Origin of the sequence: Prochlorococcus sp. MIT 0801, assembly GCF_000757865.1 — a bacterium.
GTDB lineage: Bacteria > Cyanobacteriota > Cyanobacteriia > PCC-6307 > Cyanobiaceae > Prochlorococcus_B.
In genome coordinates this window covers 304,987-320,897 of the sequence record NZ_CP007754.1, presented here as the reverse complement: position 1 = coordinate 320,897, position 15,911 = coordinate 304,987, and the positions used below count along the sequence as shown (strand labels likewise).

Genomic DNA, 15,911 nt, shown 5'->3' with positions numbered 1-15,911 from the left:
TAACTAATTTGAGATCTAAGAAACAGTTGAGGTTGTAATTCTGATTTTTAAAAACTGGCTAGGTGACCTTGCAGGTGCATGGGTGTTCTACACAATTTTGCCTCAATGGCCACTAATTAAACCTAGGTTCGAAAGAATTGCTCGTTTTGCACCTTTAGTAGGAGTTTTAATAGGCTTTTCCCAATCATTTTTTTGGCTTGTATTGAAGTACTTTGATTGGCCCAATATTTCTATCGCCTTGATTACTATTGCAATTAGCATTTGCATAACTGGTGGACTTCATATTGACGGGCTAATGGATACAGCTGATGGGGTTGGTGCAGGGCCATCAAAGCGAATTGAGGCAATGAAAGACAGCCGAGTTGGAGCAATAGGTGTGCAAAGTTTAGTAATTATTTTAATCCTTCAAATTGCAGCAATAATCAAACTTGATTTTTATGCTCCTTTTGCTTTTCCAATAGCTGCATTCTGGGGACGATTATCCCAAATATTTGCTATTGAAAATTATGAATACATTTTCAATAAAGAATTTAGCTCCATTCATCAAAAATACTGGCGAGGCATTTCCAAAGAGATACGACCTTCGTTGATAATAATTTTTATTGGGATAATATTTTTTTTATCTTCAACAAACTTAAATTTGTCTGCTAATTTATTACTAATATATTGCATTTCTTCAGGAGTAACAACTTCAGTATTAATCCCACATTTTATAAATAAATTATTAGGAGGCCATAATGGTGATAGCTATGGAGCAGGTTTAGTGATAACAGAAACTACTAATTTATTATTATTAAGTATCATTTTTGTTCCAAATTAAAAACGAAGGCATTCCCTGATTCAGGCAAAGAATTTTTAAATTGGCTTGGGTCAACAAATAACTGTAAATCTCCACCTAATTGTCTAGCCAAATCTCTAGCAAGAGCAAGGCCTATTCCACTCCCAGACATTTTTGAACCACTTTCACCCCTAAAACCTTTCTCAAAAATCTTTTCTCTTTCTTCCTTCTTTATGGGGGCGCCCTCATCCCAAATACATATCCCCTTTTCGATCACTTCAATACCAATAGAGGATTGAGGAGGGCTGTAACGAAATGCGTTTTCCAAAAGGTTTGCAACTATTTCAGCAATTACACCTTCTGAAATTGAATTTTCTTCCATCCAAGTTGGCCATTCTGAAGGGCCATAACATTTCCTGCCTTGCAAATTAGCTCTAGCTTTAGCTCTCTCAATCAATGGCTCTATTAAGCTTTTTACACTAATGCAAGTCTCAGTTGGCAAAAGTGGAGGCAAGAGCAATCTGTTTGATCCATCATCAGCTTGGGGTAGTTTTACCTGACTAAGTTGATCGAGCGCAGAAAGATATTTATTAACTTGTGCTTGTTCGTTAATTAGGCCTTTCACAAGGCTTTCATTTTCACTTTCAGGGCCTATTTTTCTCAAAAGAAGTTTTGCATAAGTTCCAAGAGCAGCTAGTGGATTCCTGAGCTGATGCACCATTAATGATATCTGCTCCTTTTGATCATCTAATTGATCTAATAACCTTTTTCTATCAAGTTCAGAAGCGAGGGAGTTAGCTAATAAAGTTGACATTGCTTGCAGGCGTTGATCAAGAGACTCGCGCCATTCTTCCTCAGAAGCGATTCTCTCCGCGCGTATAACACCTAGCAATATTGACCCCTCCTGCAATGGATACCATCTCCTATTAGAAGAAGGCGTGCGAAGGGCAGTATCAGTTTCTACTGGCTGTAAAACTTTCTCTGACTTCGGCCACTGGCCAACTACTTCCAAAGTAGGTGATCCACTTTCTCCAGATCTAGCTACATAAACAACAACATGCTCAAGCTCTTGGTCAGCTTGAAAGCTCATCAACTGTTGTTGAACAAAATTCAAAAACCGGTCTGAATAATGCATTGAAGTCATTACGCAATCTTAGTCAGGTAAAAAGAAAGATTCAAAAACTTGAAAAATTTGAAAAAAGTATTAAGATGTTAATAAAGAATTTAGATTCCTTAACTAGGAGGCTATCTCAAATTAAATCAAAAAGTGAGCACTTTAAGTGACTTTGAGGCTGTTGCAGAGATTGATGGGTAACCTCTGTAGTCAACTTTTTAATTATTTGAGAAAGGTTTTCTCCTCAGTTTCAAATTATTTTTCTTAAAAACTCTTGCTTAGGCTAGAGCCAATAAAAAAGAAAAACCTCTAACTCTCTCCAAACAAATAAAGGTAGTTTTTTCATGTCTAAGAAGCGCAAAAGAATTAGCAGAAGAAGACTGGCAGGACAGCGTGTTATGTCCCATGTACCTATTTTCCATTTAGGTACAGGTCAGCACAAGCCTGTAACAGCAGCTAGAAGATTTATCGCAGAAGAGGGGCTCTATGCCCCAGCTATATTAAATGTACGTCGTAATGAGCACACTACTGATCGCTTTTTTTGGGGAGAGAAAGGTTTGTTTAGTGCTCAATATGCTGAAGAAAATCATTTCCTGTTCCCTTCTTTAAGAGTGATTGTTGAGTTCCTGGGTGAAGACAAAATCTTTGCTGGTCTAGAACTTACAGCAGATGACTGGGAAGAAATCGAAGAGTATGAATATGCTTTTGTTTAACTTAAAAATAGTTGTTCAATTTTCCCACGGCAATAACCAATTAGATCATTATTAATTTCATGGCCTCCATCGAAAAAAAATAATTCTGCTTTAACTCCATTTCCCACCAAAATATCAAGACTTTTCTTAGAAGCAGCTTTTGGGACTACTGAGTCCATTTCGCCATGGCAAAGAAAAATAGGTGGCATATTTTTTGTAGGTTCCCAATCTGGATGAGGATATGAGCTAAGTGCAAAAACTCCCTGAAATTTAATTCTTGTCGCAATATCTAAGGCAATTGCACCTCCTTGAGAAAAGCCCAATAACAATGTCTTGTCTAAAGGAATTTGTTTAGTGCAAAGATTATTTAAGCGTTTTTCAAGATCTAACACTGCATTGGGGACCTGTTCCCATTCGTGAGGGTATAAAGGGTACCATTGCCTACCTGATCCGCTTGGATGAGGCTGAGGAGCAGAAAGAGAAACTATTTCAAAAGGATCTTTTAATCCATCAGTTAATAATTTCCCAATAGGCATTAAATCATGGGCATCAGCCCCCCAACCATGCAGCAAAATAAGTCTATTTGTTGCGGATTCAGAGTTTAAAGAGATTAGTTCAGTCATCTTGAATGCAATATTCTTCTTTGATGCGTAGGTTATCGAGAAGAATAGATTTCAAAAATAAAAATGTCACCGATAGCTCTGCTAAGTGTCTCAGACAAAACTGGCTTAATTCCACTTGCGAAAGCATTAGTTAATGAACTGGGCTTCAAAATTATTTCAAGTGGCGGGACTGCAAAGTTAATTGAGAGTGAAAATCTTCCTGTTACACGAGTCGCAGATTACACAGGATTCCCAGAAATTCTTGGAGGAAGAGTAAAAACACTAAATCCAAAAATTCATGGAGGGATATTAGCCAGACGAGATAAACAATCTCATTTAGATGATTTAGATAAACAAAATATCAATCCGATAGACTTGGTGGTTGTTAACTTATATCCATTTGAAAAAACAATTTCCAAAGAGAATGTTTCATGGGAGGAAGCTATCGAAAATATTGATATCGGCGGGCCAACAATGATCCGAGCAGCAGCAAAAAATCATCAAGATGTTCTTGTAGTTACTGATCCAAGTCAATACTCATACTTAATTGATGCCTATAAATCAAAAAAGATCACTACTGAATTACGAAAAAAATATTCGCAACAAGCTTTTGAGCATACCGCCACCTATGACCTAACAATAAGTAAATGGATTGCTAATCAAAGCTCCTCAAAAAAGGTTTCTTGGTTGCAAAGCTTGCCACTAAAGCAAGAACTGAGGTATGGAGAAAATCCTCATCAAAAAGCTTCATGGTATGGAGAGCCTGAAAAAGGATGGAGTGGAGCTAAACAATTACAAGGCAAAGAATTAAGTACAAATAATCTTTTAGATCTGGAGGCTGCTTTATCTACTCTTCGTGAATTTGGTTATGAAAATACTATTAGTAACCCCTCATATCAAAAAGCAGCGGTAGTAATTAAGCATACAAATCCTTGTGGAGTAGCTATTGGAGATTCTTCATCCTCAGCTCTTAAAAAAGCATTAGATGGGGATAGAGTAAGTGCTTTTGGGGGTATTATTGCTATCAATTGCCCTGTTAATGAAGCTGCAGCAAAAGAAATTGAAAATATATTTATTGAATGTGTTGTAGCTCCATATTTTGATGAGAATGCAAAAGAAATACTTTCAAAAAAGAAAAATCTTAGGCTCTTGGAATTAAAAGCTGAGTCTATTCAAAAAGCAGATCAAAATCACATAAGAAGCATACTTGGTGGTTTATTAATTCAAGATTTAGACGAACCAAGTATTGATCAAAAAGAATGGAAAACTGTTACGGAACTAATCCCAACAGATGAAGAAATGAATGACTTATCTTTTGCATGGAAAATCGTAAAACATATACGATCAAATGCAATAGCCGTAGCATCCAATCAGCAGAGTCTAGGGATTGGTGCTGGTCAAATGAATAGGGTAGGTTCAGCAAAACTTGCATTGGAAGTTGCTGGTACAAAATCAAAAGGTGCTGTAATGGCTAGTGATGGGTTTTTCCCATTCGACGATACTGTAAAGATGGCTTCTGATTATGGTATTAGTGCAATTATTCAGCCAGGTGGAAGTATTAGAGACAAAGATTCTATTAAAGCCTGCAATGAATTTGGAATAAAAATGATTCTTACTGGTAAAAGGCACTTTTTACATTGAGATAAACTCAAAGAGTTGGTTTTCTTAAATATATTATTCTTTACTTTAAATTTATACTTAATTACGATCCTTTTGGATAGTAAGTTATTTTATTAGATTTCCTGAAAAGTGATAATCTGCCAGGACCTGCACATAAGAAATAAAATGATATTGCTGCATAAATAGCGGATAATTCAAAAATATAATTGTGATTTTCGACTACAGCAAAAGGGAATCCCTCTAAACCAGTATCTATGAAATGGAAATACAAAGCAAAAACCATAGTTGAGAACAGCCCCAAGGAGGATAATCTTGCCAATACTCCTGTTGCTAATCCAATTGGACAAACTATTTGAGTTACTCCCGCCAAATAAGTCCAAATCACAGGATCACCAGGAAGAAAGCTGAAGTATTTGCCTACCACAAATTCAGCGAATCCTCCTGGATCACTCAATTTTTCCAGACCGTGATGAACCATGAACAAACTAAAGCTAACTCTCAGGACAAAGATTGATAGTTCACCAAAAATATTCACTTCACCTTCAGGGCTTTGAACAACCACTTCAACTTTTTGTGAATCAGGATCTTTAAGATTAGATTTGTTTGCTTGAGTCATCTTCTACTAAAAACTATTAACTATCCTACGAGAGATTGGAGCAAAATTGCGTTTTTTTCTTATCAAAAATTTTCGCCTATTTTCATTAGCTTGTGGATAACATCTTCAACTACACGGTCGGGAGTTGAAGCACCAGAAGTAATACCTACACTAATATTTCCCTTTTGAAGAAAATTTTCCTCAGTTAACAATTCTCCTCCCTCTAGAGGCATATGAGTAATGGTATTGGTCTCTTCTCCAATTCTCTCTGGAGTATCAATATGAAATGAACGAATCCCCCTACTAATTGCGATTTCTTGAAGATGAGTTGTGTTGGAAGAATTGAATCCACCAATTACAACCATAAGATCAAGAGGTTCATCAACTAGCGAAAACATTGCTCCCTGTCTTTCTTCAGTAGCATCACAAATGGTATTAATAGCTAGAAAATGTTCGTTCAATTGAGCTGGTCCAAATCGTTGCAACATTGTTTTCTCAAACAATCTTCCTATTTCCTCAGTTTCGCTTTTTAACATTGTGGTCTGATTAGCAACTCCAACTTTTTGCAAATCCTTATCTGGATCGAATCCTGATGAAGAAGCTTTTGAAAAACGCTTTAAGAAATCTTCTCTATTTCCCTTGCCTAAAATATAATCAGAAACATAATTCGCCTCTTCAAGGTCAAATAGAACTAGATAAGTCCCTGCGAAAGAACTAGTCGCTAAAGTTTCTTCGTGTTTATATTTGCCATGAATAATTGATGTGAATGTATGTTTTTTATGCTTTTCGACTGTATGCCAAACTTTTGAAACCCATGGGCAAGTTGTATCAATAATATGACAACCTCTATCGTGTAAAAGCTTCATATCTTGAACCGTTGCTCCAAATGCAGGAAGAATTACTACATCTCCATCTTTTACTACTGAAAAATCTTTGATCCCTTTCTCCTCAGTAATAAAAAGAACATTCATTTTCCTTAAATGATCATTCACAGAGGGGTTATGAATGATTTCATTAGTTATCCAAATTCTTTCATTTGGATAATGCTTCCTAGTCTCATAAGCCATTGCTACTGATCTTTCTACTCCCCAACAAAATCCAAAAGCTTCTGCAAGTTTAACTTTTAATCTTCCATGCTCTAAAAGATTTCCATTTTCTCTAATAGATCCAATCAAACCACTTTGATAAGCCTCAGCAAGTGCTTGAGCTCGCTTATTTGCTGAACCAAATCCTCGTCGGTTATAACGATCCGATTTATGAAGGGTTTGCTTGAAGGCTTGAGTATCCATTTCAATTAAATAGTAAAAAACAAATTGATAGGAATCTCATCACTATTAAACCACACTAAAAAAGCCCAGAAATATTCCGGGCTTTTTTAGATTTAATGTAAGACAATTAAACAAGTTAACTAGCTAGAAGCAAAGTCAGGATAAGCCTCCATTCCATGCTCGCCAATATCAAGTCCCTGTGTCTCTTCTGCTTCGCTAACTCTGATACCTCCGAAGAAGCCACCAATAATTTGCCAAGCAATCCAGCATGTCACAACAGTCCATATGCCATAAGCAGCTGCTCCTAATGCTTGAATGAAGAATTGGTTAATTCCTCCTCCATTGAGAAGACCAATTCCTGCAGCTCCAGGATCCATTCCATCAACGCCCCAAAGGCCGATAACAATAGTTCCCCAGACCCCACAAACTCCGTGAACTGAGAAAGCACCAACTGGATCATCAATACCTGCAGAATCCAAAGCAGCTACTGCAACTACGACGATTAATCCACCTACAGCACCAGCGAGCCAAGATCCAGCAAAAGTCATATTGCCACAACCAGCAGTGATACTTACTAATCCAGCAAGAATGCCATTGATTATCATGGTTAGATCAGGCTTGCCAGAAGTAATGGTAGATAAAACTGTAGCGGCGATTGCACCACCAGCTGCTGCCAAAGTTGTTGTTACTGCGACGTAAGCAACATATTGATCCATTGCTAATTCTGAGCCAGGGTTGAATCCGTACCAACCAATCCAAAGGATTAATGCTCCTAAAGTTGCAATGGCCATATTGTGTCCAGGCATCGCTTGAGCTTTGCCATCAACAAATTTGCCAATACGTGGTCCTAGAAGCATTGCTCCAACAAGACCTGCCCATCCTCCAACAGAGTGGACAATAGATGAACCAGCAAAATCAATAAAACCAAGTTCAGCAAGCCAACCACCATTCCACTGCCAACTTCCTGCAATTGGATAGATAAAAGCAGTCAAAACTATTGAGAAAACCACAAATTCACCAAATTTGACTCTCTCAGCAACCAATCCCGAAACGATCGTTGCAGCAGTACCAGCAAAAGCAGATTGAAAAAGGAAATCAACTGCTGGGACAAGACAACCTGTATCTCCAGCGGCTGCGCACTCAAGTGCACCTGAAGGATCAGGATCAACGAATAAGCCTTGGAAATAAAGCCATCCATCAATCACTGAACCGCCATACATTAAGGAATAACCAACTACCCAGTAGGCAGTAACAGCAAGAGCAAAAACAAATAAATTTTTAGCTAAAATGTTGACCGCATTTTTTTGACGGCACATACCAGCTTCAACCATTGCGAATCCCGCGTTCATAAAAATAACGAGGATTGTGGCTATAAATAACCAAAGGTTGTCCGCCAAGAAAGCAGCGGCTTGTGGTCCTGTTAAATCTGAAAGAGCAACCTCAGCTCTTGCAGAGAAAGTGAAAACACCTAACCCCAAAAGGGCCAAGGGGATAGAGGCTAGCCATGCCCAAGACTGACTTCTTCTAAAGCCTTTAATACTTCTTAAAAGAAGCATTGGCCCGTTCAAAAGACTTGCGTCTTGAAGACGGGAAGTAGTACGCCTTGGAGGCGATTGCAAAGCAGTGGTCATAAATGATGCTTACTTCGAGAAAAAGAAATGGATAGTTAATCCAAAATTTATACAACATTAAATATGTATGCAACACATACATACAAGATGTAAGTGTTTATACAAAAAAGAGTTTAGTCTTGAAAATATGTTCTTATTTACACATTTATAAATTCAATTAATTGAATTTATAAATGTGTAAATAGCTGAAGCAGTACAGCCAAAACCAAGAACTAGTTTTAATAGGTAAACTATTTAAAACTGTGACTTATATTAAATAATTTATTTTTCTCTCGAATTCTGAAATGGTCTAACACCCTCCCAGGTGATGTGATCTGCAAAAAAACCAAATGCGCATGGAATCACTTCAACACCCTTAGCTATTGCCTCTCTAAACAACCTCCCATATTCAGGATCTGCTATGTCACCAGGTGCAAAAAGTTCTATATCACTTCTACTAATACAAGGAATTAGGACTGCTCGAGAATCTGGATAAATACTCATTAATTCTATTAAATGTTTTTGACCTCTAGTCGTTACTGTATCTGGGAACAATGCTAAAGAATCTTGACACCAAGTTGTATTTTTAACCTCGACAAATATCTTTCTACTATCTTCATTCTGAATGCTGGGATAAAGCAATAGATCAATTCTACTTTTTCTCTCAAAGCCATAAACAACTTCAGGCTTAATGCTTGAAATTTGACCAAATTGCTTCTCTAAACAATTTGCTTCAATTAGATGTTTAATCAATTTATTAGGCAAAGATGTATTAATACCTACCCAGCATTTCTTGTTCTCATTATGACTAGGAACCTCAGCTTGCTCCCAAGACCAATCTAATTTACGTTTGGGAGAAGGAGAATACTTGAGTCTGACTCTTCGCCCAGGCCACAAGACCCCTTTCATCGGGCCTGTGTTTGCACAATGCGCTGTAACAACCTCTCCATCATCCAATTCAATATCCGCCAAAAACCTCTTATATCTCTTAATTAATATTCCCTCTATAAGAGGAGGAAACTTAATAATGGTTTTGCCAATTTCAATCACTTAATTAACATCCAATTAAAACAAGGACTACAAAATATTCTAGAAAAATGAAAGTTCTCTTTTTTCAAATTTAACATGTCGAAATCAATCAAAGAAATTGCTTTCGTCGTAAGTTTAGGAACTTTATTGAGCAAATTTGTAGGGATGGCAAGGCAACTAGTTATTGCTGGTGCTTTCGGAATTAGTGCTGCATATGATGCATATAATTATGCTTATATTATACCTGGATTTTTTTTAGTTCTCTTAGGAGGTATTAATGGTCCATTGCATAACTCAATGGTTACACTATTGGCAGATAAAAATAAAGTTGACAGTAGATTATTTATAAGTTCAATCAATAATATTTTATCTATAATACTATTAATTATAAGTTTTTTTATTTTCTTTTCATCTGATTTTTTGATTAATTTAGTTGGACCTAGTTTAACCCCTGAAATAAAAGAAATAGCATCCTATCAATTAAAAATAATGTCTCCAATAATCTTCCTTTCTGGATTAATAGGTCTTGGATTTGGATCACTAAATGCAAAGAAAGAATTTTTGATTCCCTCTATCGCTCCATTAGTTTCAAGTCTAGTAATCATAATTTCAATATCAAACTTTTGGATAAACAAAGGAAATACTATTGATATAGATGGATTGAATATGAGAGGAGGAATTATTTTAGCTAAGGCTACATTTATAGGTGCCCTTTCTCAATATTTAATTCAAATACCGTTCCTAATAAAAAAAGGAATATTTGCGATAAGTTTTTCAATAAGAACAAAATATGCAGAACTAAAAAGGGCCTTGAAAATGATTGCCCCTGCATCACTATCTTCAGGAATGATACAAATTAATGTTTTTACTGATTTATTCTTTGCATCGAAAATAGTTGGTGCTGCAGCTGCCTTAAGTTACGCGAACTTTTTAGTTCAAGCACCTCTTGGAATAGTATCAAATTCTATTTTAATTCCATTATTACCAGTTTTTGTAAGTTTAAGAGCTCGAGAAAATCATTTAAAATTGATCAAAAAAATCCATCAGGGATTAATTCTTTCGTCGACTTCTATGGTGTTTTTAGGATCGATATTTATTTCACTTTCTACTCCAATAGTTATATTAATCTATGGGAGAGGTTCATTCAATCAAAATGCGGTTGATGTAGTAAGTCAACTATTAATTGCATATGGAATAGGCATGCCTTTTTATCTATGTAGAGATCTATTAGTAAGAGTTTTTTATGGTATAGAGGATGCAAAAACACCATTTAGAATATCAATCATAGCAATATTATTAAATTTATTTTTTGACTGGTTTTTCATAGGAGGCTCAAGTCCATGGGGGGAGCTATCACCCCTAAACTTAGGAGTAAATGGATTAGTCTTTTCAACTACATTTGTTAATTTCTTTGCTTGCATACTTTTACTATTTAAATTAAATCATAAATTAGATAATCTAGATTTATCTAATCTATTATCTCAGAATCTGAGAATTATTCTAATAGGTCTAATTTCTGGTATTTGCTCATTCTTTATTTTTAAAGTAATATTTATACCCTATAGTTTTATCAATTTATTATTAAAATTAATAATATCATCTGGAATTAGTATGATTATCTTTTATTGTCTAGCAATTATTCTTAAAATTGATGATATTGATAAATTAAGTAAGTTTTTAAAGGAGAAGTTTATTCGTCTTTAAGAAAAACATCTTTTTCTGATCTAACTTTAAGTGGAATTTCCAAACAATTCATTTCATCCGTTTTCACTCCACTTACTGAGAGAATTCTTGCTTCGATGCCAAACTCTTTAAAAGCTATTTCCATCTCTTTCATTAATTCCTTTTCAACCTGTGCATCAGCATCAGCAACTTTCCCTATAAGTCTCTCTCCTAATCGACCAATTCGCTGCCTTACAACCTCTCTAGCATTAGTCACCTGAATGATTAGCAAGAATAAAGAAGCAATTGATCAAATCTTATCTGCAATAGGGTTCTAAAATCTCCTCAAGGTCAAAAAGTTGATTTGGTGGAATTAATTTTGACAACGGCAATCGCGTGATACCGCCGCCAAGTTTTACTTGAATTCCTTCAAGACCTTTTCTAGCTGCAACATTTGCACCTTGATCAAAGTTAGCCTGACATTCAATAGCTAAGTCCTTTGCAAGGCAAGCATCACCTAGATAAAGGTTCCAATTTCCAACTTGAATAAATAATCTGTCAGCTATTGACATCGCAAGCTCATTAATTTGCGATGCATCGATAGAAGTGGACATAAAACCTAGGGTTTTCTCTTATTCATGACCTTAGGCAGAGATTGGTTACTTTCTCAAAATTAAAAAAATTAATGGAATAACAACTTTTTAGGTTTCTTGATCTGATTTTAATGAATTTTCAAGGCATAGATACAAACATATTTTTCTATTCTTTGGGAGACTATCTGATATTGTTTTTTCATGCGCCTGTAGCTCAGCGGATTAGAGCATCTGACTACGGATCAGAGGGTCGGGAGTTCGAATCTCTCCAGGCGCGTTTAAAAAATTTGTAAATCCATATATATTCAGAAAATAAGAGAAAGTTTTCTCTCATTGGACTAAACATATGCTTACTATCAAATTATGAATAAAAGAATAAAGTGACTATTGAATCTTCTTTGATTGAATGTGATCCAAGTATTGCGAAATTAATAAACAATGAATTATCAAGACAAGAAACTCATTTAGAGCTTATCGCAAGCGAGAATTTTGCCTCTAAGGCCGTAATGGAAGCCCAAGGATCAGTCCTAACAAATAAATATGCTGAAGGTCTCCCTAACAAACGCTATTACGGAGGATGTGAGTATGTCGATGGAATTGAGCAACTAGCAATAGATAGAGCAAAAAACCTTTTTGGTGCCAACTGGGCAAACGTCCAACCACACAGCGGAGCTCAAGCTAACTTTGCAGTTTTCCTTAGCCTTCTAAAGCCAGGGGAAACAATCATGGGAATGGACTTATCTCATGGAGGTCACCTCACACATGGTTCACCTGTAAATGTAAGTGGCAAATGGTTTAAGACTTGCCATTACGAAGTTGATAAAAAGACCGAAATGCTCGATATGGATGCAATAAGAAAAAAAGCAATTGAAAATCAACCAAAATTGATTATCTGTGGATTCTCTGCCTATCCACGAAAAATCGACTTCCAGGCTTTCAGATCAATAGCTGATGAGGTAAATGCTTATTTATTAGCTGATATTGCTCATATTGCTGGTTTAGTCGCGAGTGGACTTCACCCAAGTCCAATTCCATATTGCGATGTAGTTACAACAACCACTCACAAAACTCTTAGAGGGCCAAGGGGTGGACTAATTCTCTCAAAAGATGAGGAGATAGGAAAAAAGCTTGATAAAGCAGTATTTCCTGGCACCCAAGGAGGTCCTTTAGAACATGTAATCGCGGCCAAGGCTGTTGCCTTCAAAGAAGCTTCTGCACCCGAATTCAAGATCTATAGTCAAAAAGTAATCTCAAATGCACAAGTTCTTTCTAATCAACTTCAAAAAAGGGGAATTTCAATTGTAAGCAAAGGAACTGACAATCATATAGTTCTTCTTGACCTTAGAAGCATTGGGATGACAGGTAAAGTTGCTGATCAATTAGTAAGTGATATTAAAATAACCGCGAACAAAAACACTGTACCTTTTGACCCCGAGTCCCCATTTGTTACTAGTGGGCTAAGGCTAGGTTCAGCAGCCCTTACTACTAGAGGTTTTAATGAACAAGCCTTTGAAGATGTTGGTAATGTTATTGCAGATAGACTACTTAACCCTAACGATGAAGATATAAAGGAAAAGTCAATCAATAAAGTATCTGAACTTTGCGATAAGTTTCCTTTATATAGTGAAAAAATCTAAAGAAATTTCTATTAACAAGAAAAATCAATTTGGAGCAGAGATTTTATGCATTGGAAGTGAAATACTTCTAGGAAATATTGTAAACACAAATTCTCAATGGATAGCAGAGCAATTAGCAATTTTAGGAATACCACATTTCAGACAAACCGTTATTGGAGATAACCCTGCCAGATTAGAAGAAGCAATACTTGAAGCATCTAATCGATCTGAAATTCTAATAACAACTGGTGGGCTTGGACCAACTCCAGATGATATAACAACGAAGGTGATTGCTGATACTTTTCAAACACCTTTAGAACAAAGAAATGATATTTTGATTGACTTGAAAAACAAGTTAATCAAAAAGGATAGTAAATTATCCGAAAGTCAAAAGAAGCAATCCTTAGTCCCAAGGGGCGCTAAAATTATAAACAATTACTCAGGAACTGCCCCAGGTATTTTTTGGAGTCCAAAGGAAAATTTCACAATAATTACTTTCCCTGGAGTCCCGAGTGAGTTAAAAGAAATGTGGGTTAAAGAAGCATCAAAATTATTAATTAGTAATAATTTATCAAAAGAAGTTATCTCTAGCAAAGTGTTACATTTTGCAGGTATAAGTGAATCATTGCTAGCAGACAAAATTCCTCATTTACTAATATCAAAAAACCCAACTGTTGCAACTTATGCAAGCACTGGAGAAGTAAAGGTAAGAATCACAGCTAAAGGAGAGGATTCGGAAAAAACCAATAGATTGATAGAACCTATTAAAAAAGAATTAACTCAAATCACTGGATTAAAATGCTTTGGTGTAGACAATGAAACTCTTGAAGAAATTGTATTTAAATTATTACTGGAAAGAAAAGAAACTATTGCTGTTGCGGAATCATGTACCGGAGGTGGAATAGGTTCTAGACTTACAAAAATCCCTGGATCTTCAAAAATTTTCCATGGAGGTGTCATCGCATACAACAATTTAATTAAACAGAGATTACTAGGTGTGCCTGAGGAAATCATTAATACCCATGGTGCAGTCTCAAAGCCAGTTGTTGAAGCAATGGCGAGAGGCGTCCAAATAAAATTCAAAGTTAACTGGGCTATCTCTGTCAGTGGAATTGCAGGCCCCACTGGAGGAAGCAAATTAAAACCAGTTGGTCTAGTCAATTTTTGTATTAAGGGTCCAAAAACCCTTATTACATGGGAAGAAAATTTTGGATCTAATAAGACAAGAGAAGATATTCAAAAATTAAGCGTTTTAAATGCTCTTGATAGATTACGTTTATCTATAATCATGGAAAATTAAGTCCTAATCATTGGATTTGAAAGTTGAGTTCTAGAACCCTCTACGACAAAGTTTGGAACTTCCATCAGGTAAAAGAGTTACCTGGAGGATCGACTCAACTTTTTATTGGTCTTCATTTAATTCACGAAGTTACAAGTCCTCAGGCTTTTTCTGCACTTAATGAAAAAAAACTTCGAGTAAAGTTTCCCAATCTTACTGTTGCAACAGTTGACCATATAGTTCCGACCTCAAACCAGCAGCGTCCTTTTAGTGATCCTCTTGCCGAGGAAATGTTGACTACTTTAGAAAAAAACTGCAAAACACATGGGATAAAATTTCACGGAATTGGAAGTAATTCGCAAGGAATAGTACATGTTATGGCTCCAGAATTAGGATTAACCCAGCCTGGGATGACAGTAGCTTGTGGAGATTCACATACCTCAACCCATGGAGCATTTGGAGCAATTGCCTTTGGTATTGGGACTAGTCAAGTGCGAGATGTTTTAGCCAGTCAAAGCTTGGCAATGAATAAATTAAAAGTAAGAAGAATATGGGTAGAGGGTGAATTGCAAAAGGGAGTCTATGCAAAAGACCTAATTCTTCATATCATTCGTCATCTTGGAGTTAAAGGAGGCGTTGGATTTGCATATGAATTTGCCGGGCCTGCAATAGAAAAGCTATCAATGGAGGGACGAATGACCATATGCAATATGGCTATTGAGGGTGGTGCAAGATGCGGTTATATCAACCCAGATGAAACTACTTTCAAATATATTAAAGGGAAAGAACACGCGCCCAAAGGTCAAGAATGGGATAGGGCTATTTCTTGGTGGAAAAGTTTAGCTAGTGATTCAAAAGCGACATTCGATGATGAGATTCAATTAGATGGATCATCAATCGAACCTACTGTTACTTGGGGTATAACTCCTGGCCAAGGAATTTCAATCAAAGAAACAATTCCAAACCCTGAGTTGCTTCCCGAAAATGAGCAACAAATCGCTAAAGATGCTTGCAAATACATGAATCTTAAACCAGACGAACCCATAGAGGGACAATCAATTGATGTTTGTTTTATAGGTAGTTGTACCAATGGAAGATTAAGTGATCTCCAAGAGGCATCTAAGGTTGTTAAAGGTAATACTGTCGCTGCTGGGATTAGAGCATTTGTCGTTCCTGGTTCTCAAAAGGTTGCTAAGGCGGCAAAAGAAAAAGGATTAGATAAAATATTCCTTAAAGCAGGTTTTGAATGGCGAGAACCAGGTTGCTCAATGTGTCTGGCCATGAACCCAGACAAACTAGAAGGGAGACAAATAAGTGCTAGTTCGAGTAATAGAAATTTCAAAGGACGACAAGGCTCTGCAAACGGGAGGACCTTGTTAATGAGCCCCGCTATGGTTGCTGCTGCTGCAATAAATGGAAAGGTTTCAGATGTAAGAAAGTTCCTGTAAGAGTA

The 15,911-nt window shown here is 36.4% G+C and carries 15 protein-coding genes and 1 tRNA gene; 8 read left to right on the top strand and 8 right to left on the bottom strand.

The genetic code is table 11. From position 1 onward, the window contains the following. Positions 1–82 precede the first annotated feature (82 nt). Positions 83–820: an adenosylcobinamide-GDP ribazoletransferase gene (locus tag EW15_RS01650; RefSeq protein WP_081930452.1), complete on the top strand. Its 738-nt coding sequence runs from the start codon at positions 83–85 to the stop codon at positions 818–820. Here the strand turns inward: EW15_RS01650 and EW15_RS01645 are convergent. Then, positions 801–1,922, bottom strand: coding sequence for a sensor histidine kinase KdpD (locus EW15_RS01645; protein WP_081930451.1), 1,122 nt, complete (start codon positions 1,920–1,922; stop codon positions 801–803). The two genes, EW15_RS01650 and EW15_RS01645, sit on opposite strands and share 20 nt — an antisense overlap. A gap of 314 nt (positions 1,923–2,236) precedes the next feature. On the opposite strand from EW15_RS01645, the gene EW15_RS01640 reads away from it, so the two are divergent. Beyond that, positions 2,237–2,605 (top strand): DUF3155 domain-containing protein, encoded by a 369-nt coding sequence (locus tag EW15_RS01640; RefSeq protein WP_011294267.1) that lies wholly within the window; start codon positions 2,237–2,239, stop codon positions 2,603–2,605. On the opposite strand, the gene EW15_RS01635 is transcribed toward EW15_RS01640, so the two are convergent. After that, a complete protein-coding gene (locus EW15_RS01635; protein WP_038651169.1) occupies positions 2,602–3,207 on the bottom strand; it encodes an alpha/beta hydrolase in 606 nt (201 codons plus the stop codon). The two genes, EW15_RS01640 and EW15_RS01635, sit on opposite strands and share 4 nt — an antisense overlap. 63 nt (positions 3,208–3,270) lie before the next feature. On the opposite strand from EW15_RS01635, the gene purH reads away from it, so the two are divergent. Then, entirely contained in the window at positions 3,271–4,827 is a 1,557-nt protein-coding gene (purH, locus tag EW15_RS01630) for a bifunctional phosphoribosylaminoimidazolecarboxamide formyltransferase/IMP cyclohydrolase (RefSeq protein ID WP_038651166.1), read from the top strand. Positions 4,828–4,888: 61 nt separating this feature from the next. On the opposite strand, the gene EW15_RS01625 is transcribed toward purH, so the two are convergent. From EW15_RS01625 to sfsA, 4 genes are all read right to left on the bottom strand, one after another. Next, positions 4,889–5,422, bottom strand: a complete 534-nt coding sequence (locus EW15_RS01625) for a DoxX family protein (RefSeq protein ID WP_038651163.1) — start codon at positions 5,420–5,422, stop codon at positions 4,889–4,891. Positions 5,423–5,484: 62 nt separating this feature from the next. Beyond that, positions 5,485–6,690 carry a 4-hydroxy-3-methylbut-2-enyl diphosphate reductase gene (locus tag EW15_RS01620; protein ID WP_038651161.1) on the bottom strand — a complete coding sequence of 402 codons (1,206 nt, stop codon included), beginning with the start codon at positions 6,688–6,690 and terminating at the stop codon, positions 5,485–5,487. 119 nt (positions 6,691–6,809) lie between these two features. After that, the gene (locus EW15_RS01615) at positions 6,810–8,300 is read right to left on the bottom strand and encodes an ammonium transporter (protein WP_038651158.1); all 1,491 of its coding nucleotides are present in this window, start codon (positions 8,298–8,300) and stop codon (positions 6,810–6,812) included. 261 nt (positions 8,301–8,561) lie between these two features. Beyond that, on the bottom strand, positions 8,562–9,329 hold the full coding sequence (gene sfsA, locus EW15_RS01610; protein WP_038651156.1) for a DNA/RNA nuclease SfsA: 768 nt from the start codon (positions 9,327–9,329) through the stop codon (positions 8,562–8,564). A 75-nt stretch (positions 9,330–9,404) separates the two neighbouring features. Between sfsA and murJ the strand changes: the two genes are divergently transcribed. After that, positions 9,405–11,012 carry a murein biosynthesis integral membrane protein MurJ gene (murJ, locus tag EW15_RS01605; protein WP_038651153.1) on the top strand — a complete coding sequence of 536 codons (1,608 nt, stop codon included), beginning with the start codon at positions 9,405–9,407 and terminating at the stop codon, positions 11,010–11,012. Here the strand turns inward: murJ and EW15_RS01600 are convergent. Both EW15_RS01600 and EW15_RS01595 read right to left on the bottom strand, forming a co-directional pair. Next, positions 10,999–11,247, bottom strand: coding sequence for a hypothetical protein (locus EW15_RS01600; RefSeq protein WP_038651150.1), 249 nt, complete (start codon positions 11,245–11,247; stop codon positions 10,999–11,001). The genes murJ and EW15_RS01600 overlap by 14 nt on opposite strands. A 40-nt stretch (positions 11,248–11,287) precedes the next feature. Further along, positions 11,288–11,584 (bottom strand): DUF3181 family protein, encoded by a 297-nt coding sequence (locus EW15_RS01595; protein WP_038651146.1) that lies wholly within the window; start codon positions 11,582–11,584, stop codon positions 11,288–11,290. A gap of 182 nt (positions 11,585–11,766) precedes the next feature. Between EW15_RS01595 and EW15_RS01590 the strand changes: the two genes are divergently transcribed. From EW15_RS01590 to leuC, 4 genes are all read left to right on the top strand, one after another. Then, positions 11,767–11,840: transfer RNA gene (locus EW15_RS01590), tRNA-Arg, on the top strand. Between the two features lie 124 nt (positions 11,841–11,964). Then, positions 11,965–13,200, top strand: coding sequence for a serine hydroxymethyltransferase (gene glyA, locus EW15_RS01585; protein ID WP_052041226.1), 1,236 nt, complete (start codon positions 11,965–11,967; stop codon positions 13,198–13,200). Next, positions 13,187–14,479 (top strand): competence/damage-inducible protein A, encoded by a 1,293-nt coding sequence (locus tag EW15_RS01580; RefSeq protein ID WP_038651140.1) that lies wholly within the window; start codon positions 13,187–13,189, stop codon positions 14,477–14,479. Before glyA ends, EW15_RS01580 begins: the two co-directional genes overlap by 14 nt. 23 nt (positions 14,480–14,502) lie before the next feature. Next, a complete protein-coding gene (leuC, locus tag EW15_RS01575; protein WP_038651138.1) occupies positions 14,503–15,906 on the top strand; it encodes a 3-isopropylmalate dehydratase large subunit in 1,404 nt (467 codons plus the stop codon). Positions 15,907–15,911: the final 5 nt, after the last annotated feature.

What these genes read in the sequence shown, in the direction of transcription:
- purH (WP_038651166.1), top strand. Translation starts at nt 3,271, where the DNA reads ATGTCACCGATAGCTCTGCTAAGTGTCTCAGACAAAACTGGCTTAATT.
- EW15_RS01620 (WP_038651161.1), bottom strand. Translation starts at nt 6,690, where the DNA reads ATGGATACTCAAGCCTTCAAGCAAACCCTTCATAAATCGGATCGTTAT.
- EW15_RS01595 (WP_038651146.1), bottom strand. Translation starts at nt 11,584, where the DNA reads ATGTCCACTTCTATCGATGCATCGCAAATTAATGAGCTTGCGATGTCA.
- EW15_RS01625 (WP_038651163.1), bottom strand. Translation starts at nt 5,422, where the DNA reads ATGACTCAAGCAAACAAATCTAATCTTAAAGATCCTGATTCACAAAAA.
- EW15_RS01635 (WP_038651169.1), bottom strand. Translation starts at nt 3,207, where the DNA reads ATGACTGAACTAATCTCTTTAAACTCTGAATCCGCAACAAATAGACTT.
- EW15_RS01640 (WP_011294267.1), top strand. Translation starts at nt 2,237, where the DNA reads ATGTCTAAGAAGCGCAAAAGAATTAGCAGAAGAAGACTGGCAGGACAG.
- murJ (WP_038651153.1), top strand. Translation starts at nt 9,405, where the DNA reads ATGTCGAAATCAATCAAAGAAATTGCTTTCGTCGTAAGTTTAGGAACT.
- EW15_RS01645 (WP_081930451.1), bottom strand. Translation starts at nt 1,922, where the DNA reads ATGACTTCAATGCATTATTCAGACCGGTTTTTGAATTTTGTTCAACAA.
- EW15_RS01615 (WP_038651158.1), bottom strand. Translation starts at nt 8,300, where the DNA reads ATGACCACTGCTTTGCAATCGCCTCCAAGGCGTACTACTTCCCGTCTT.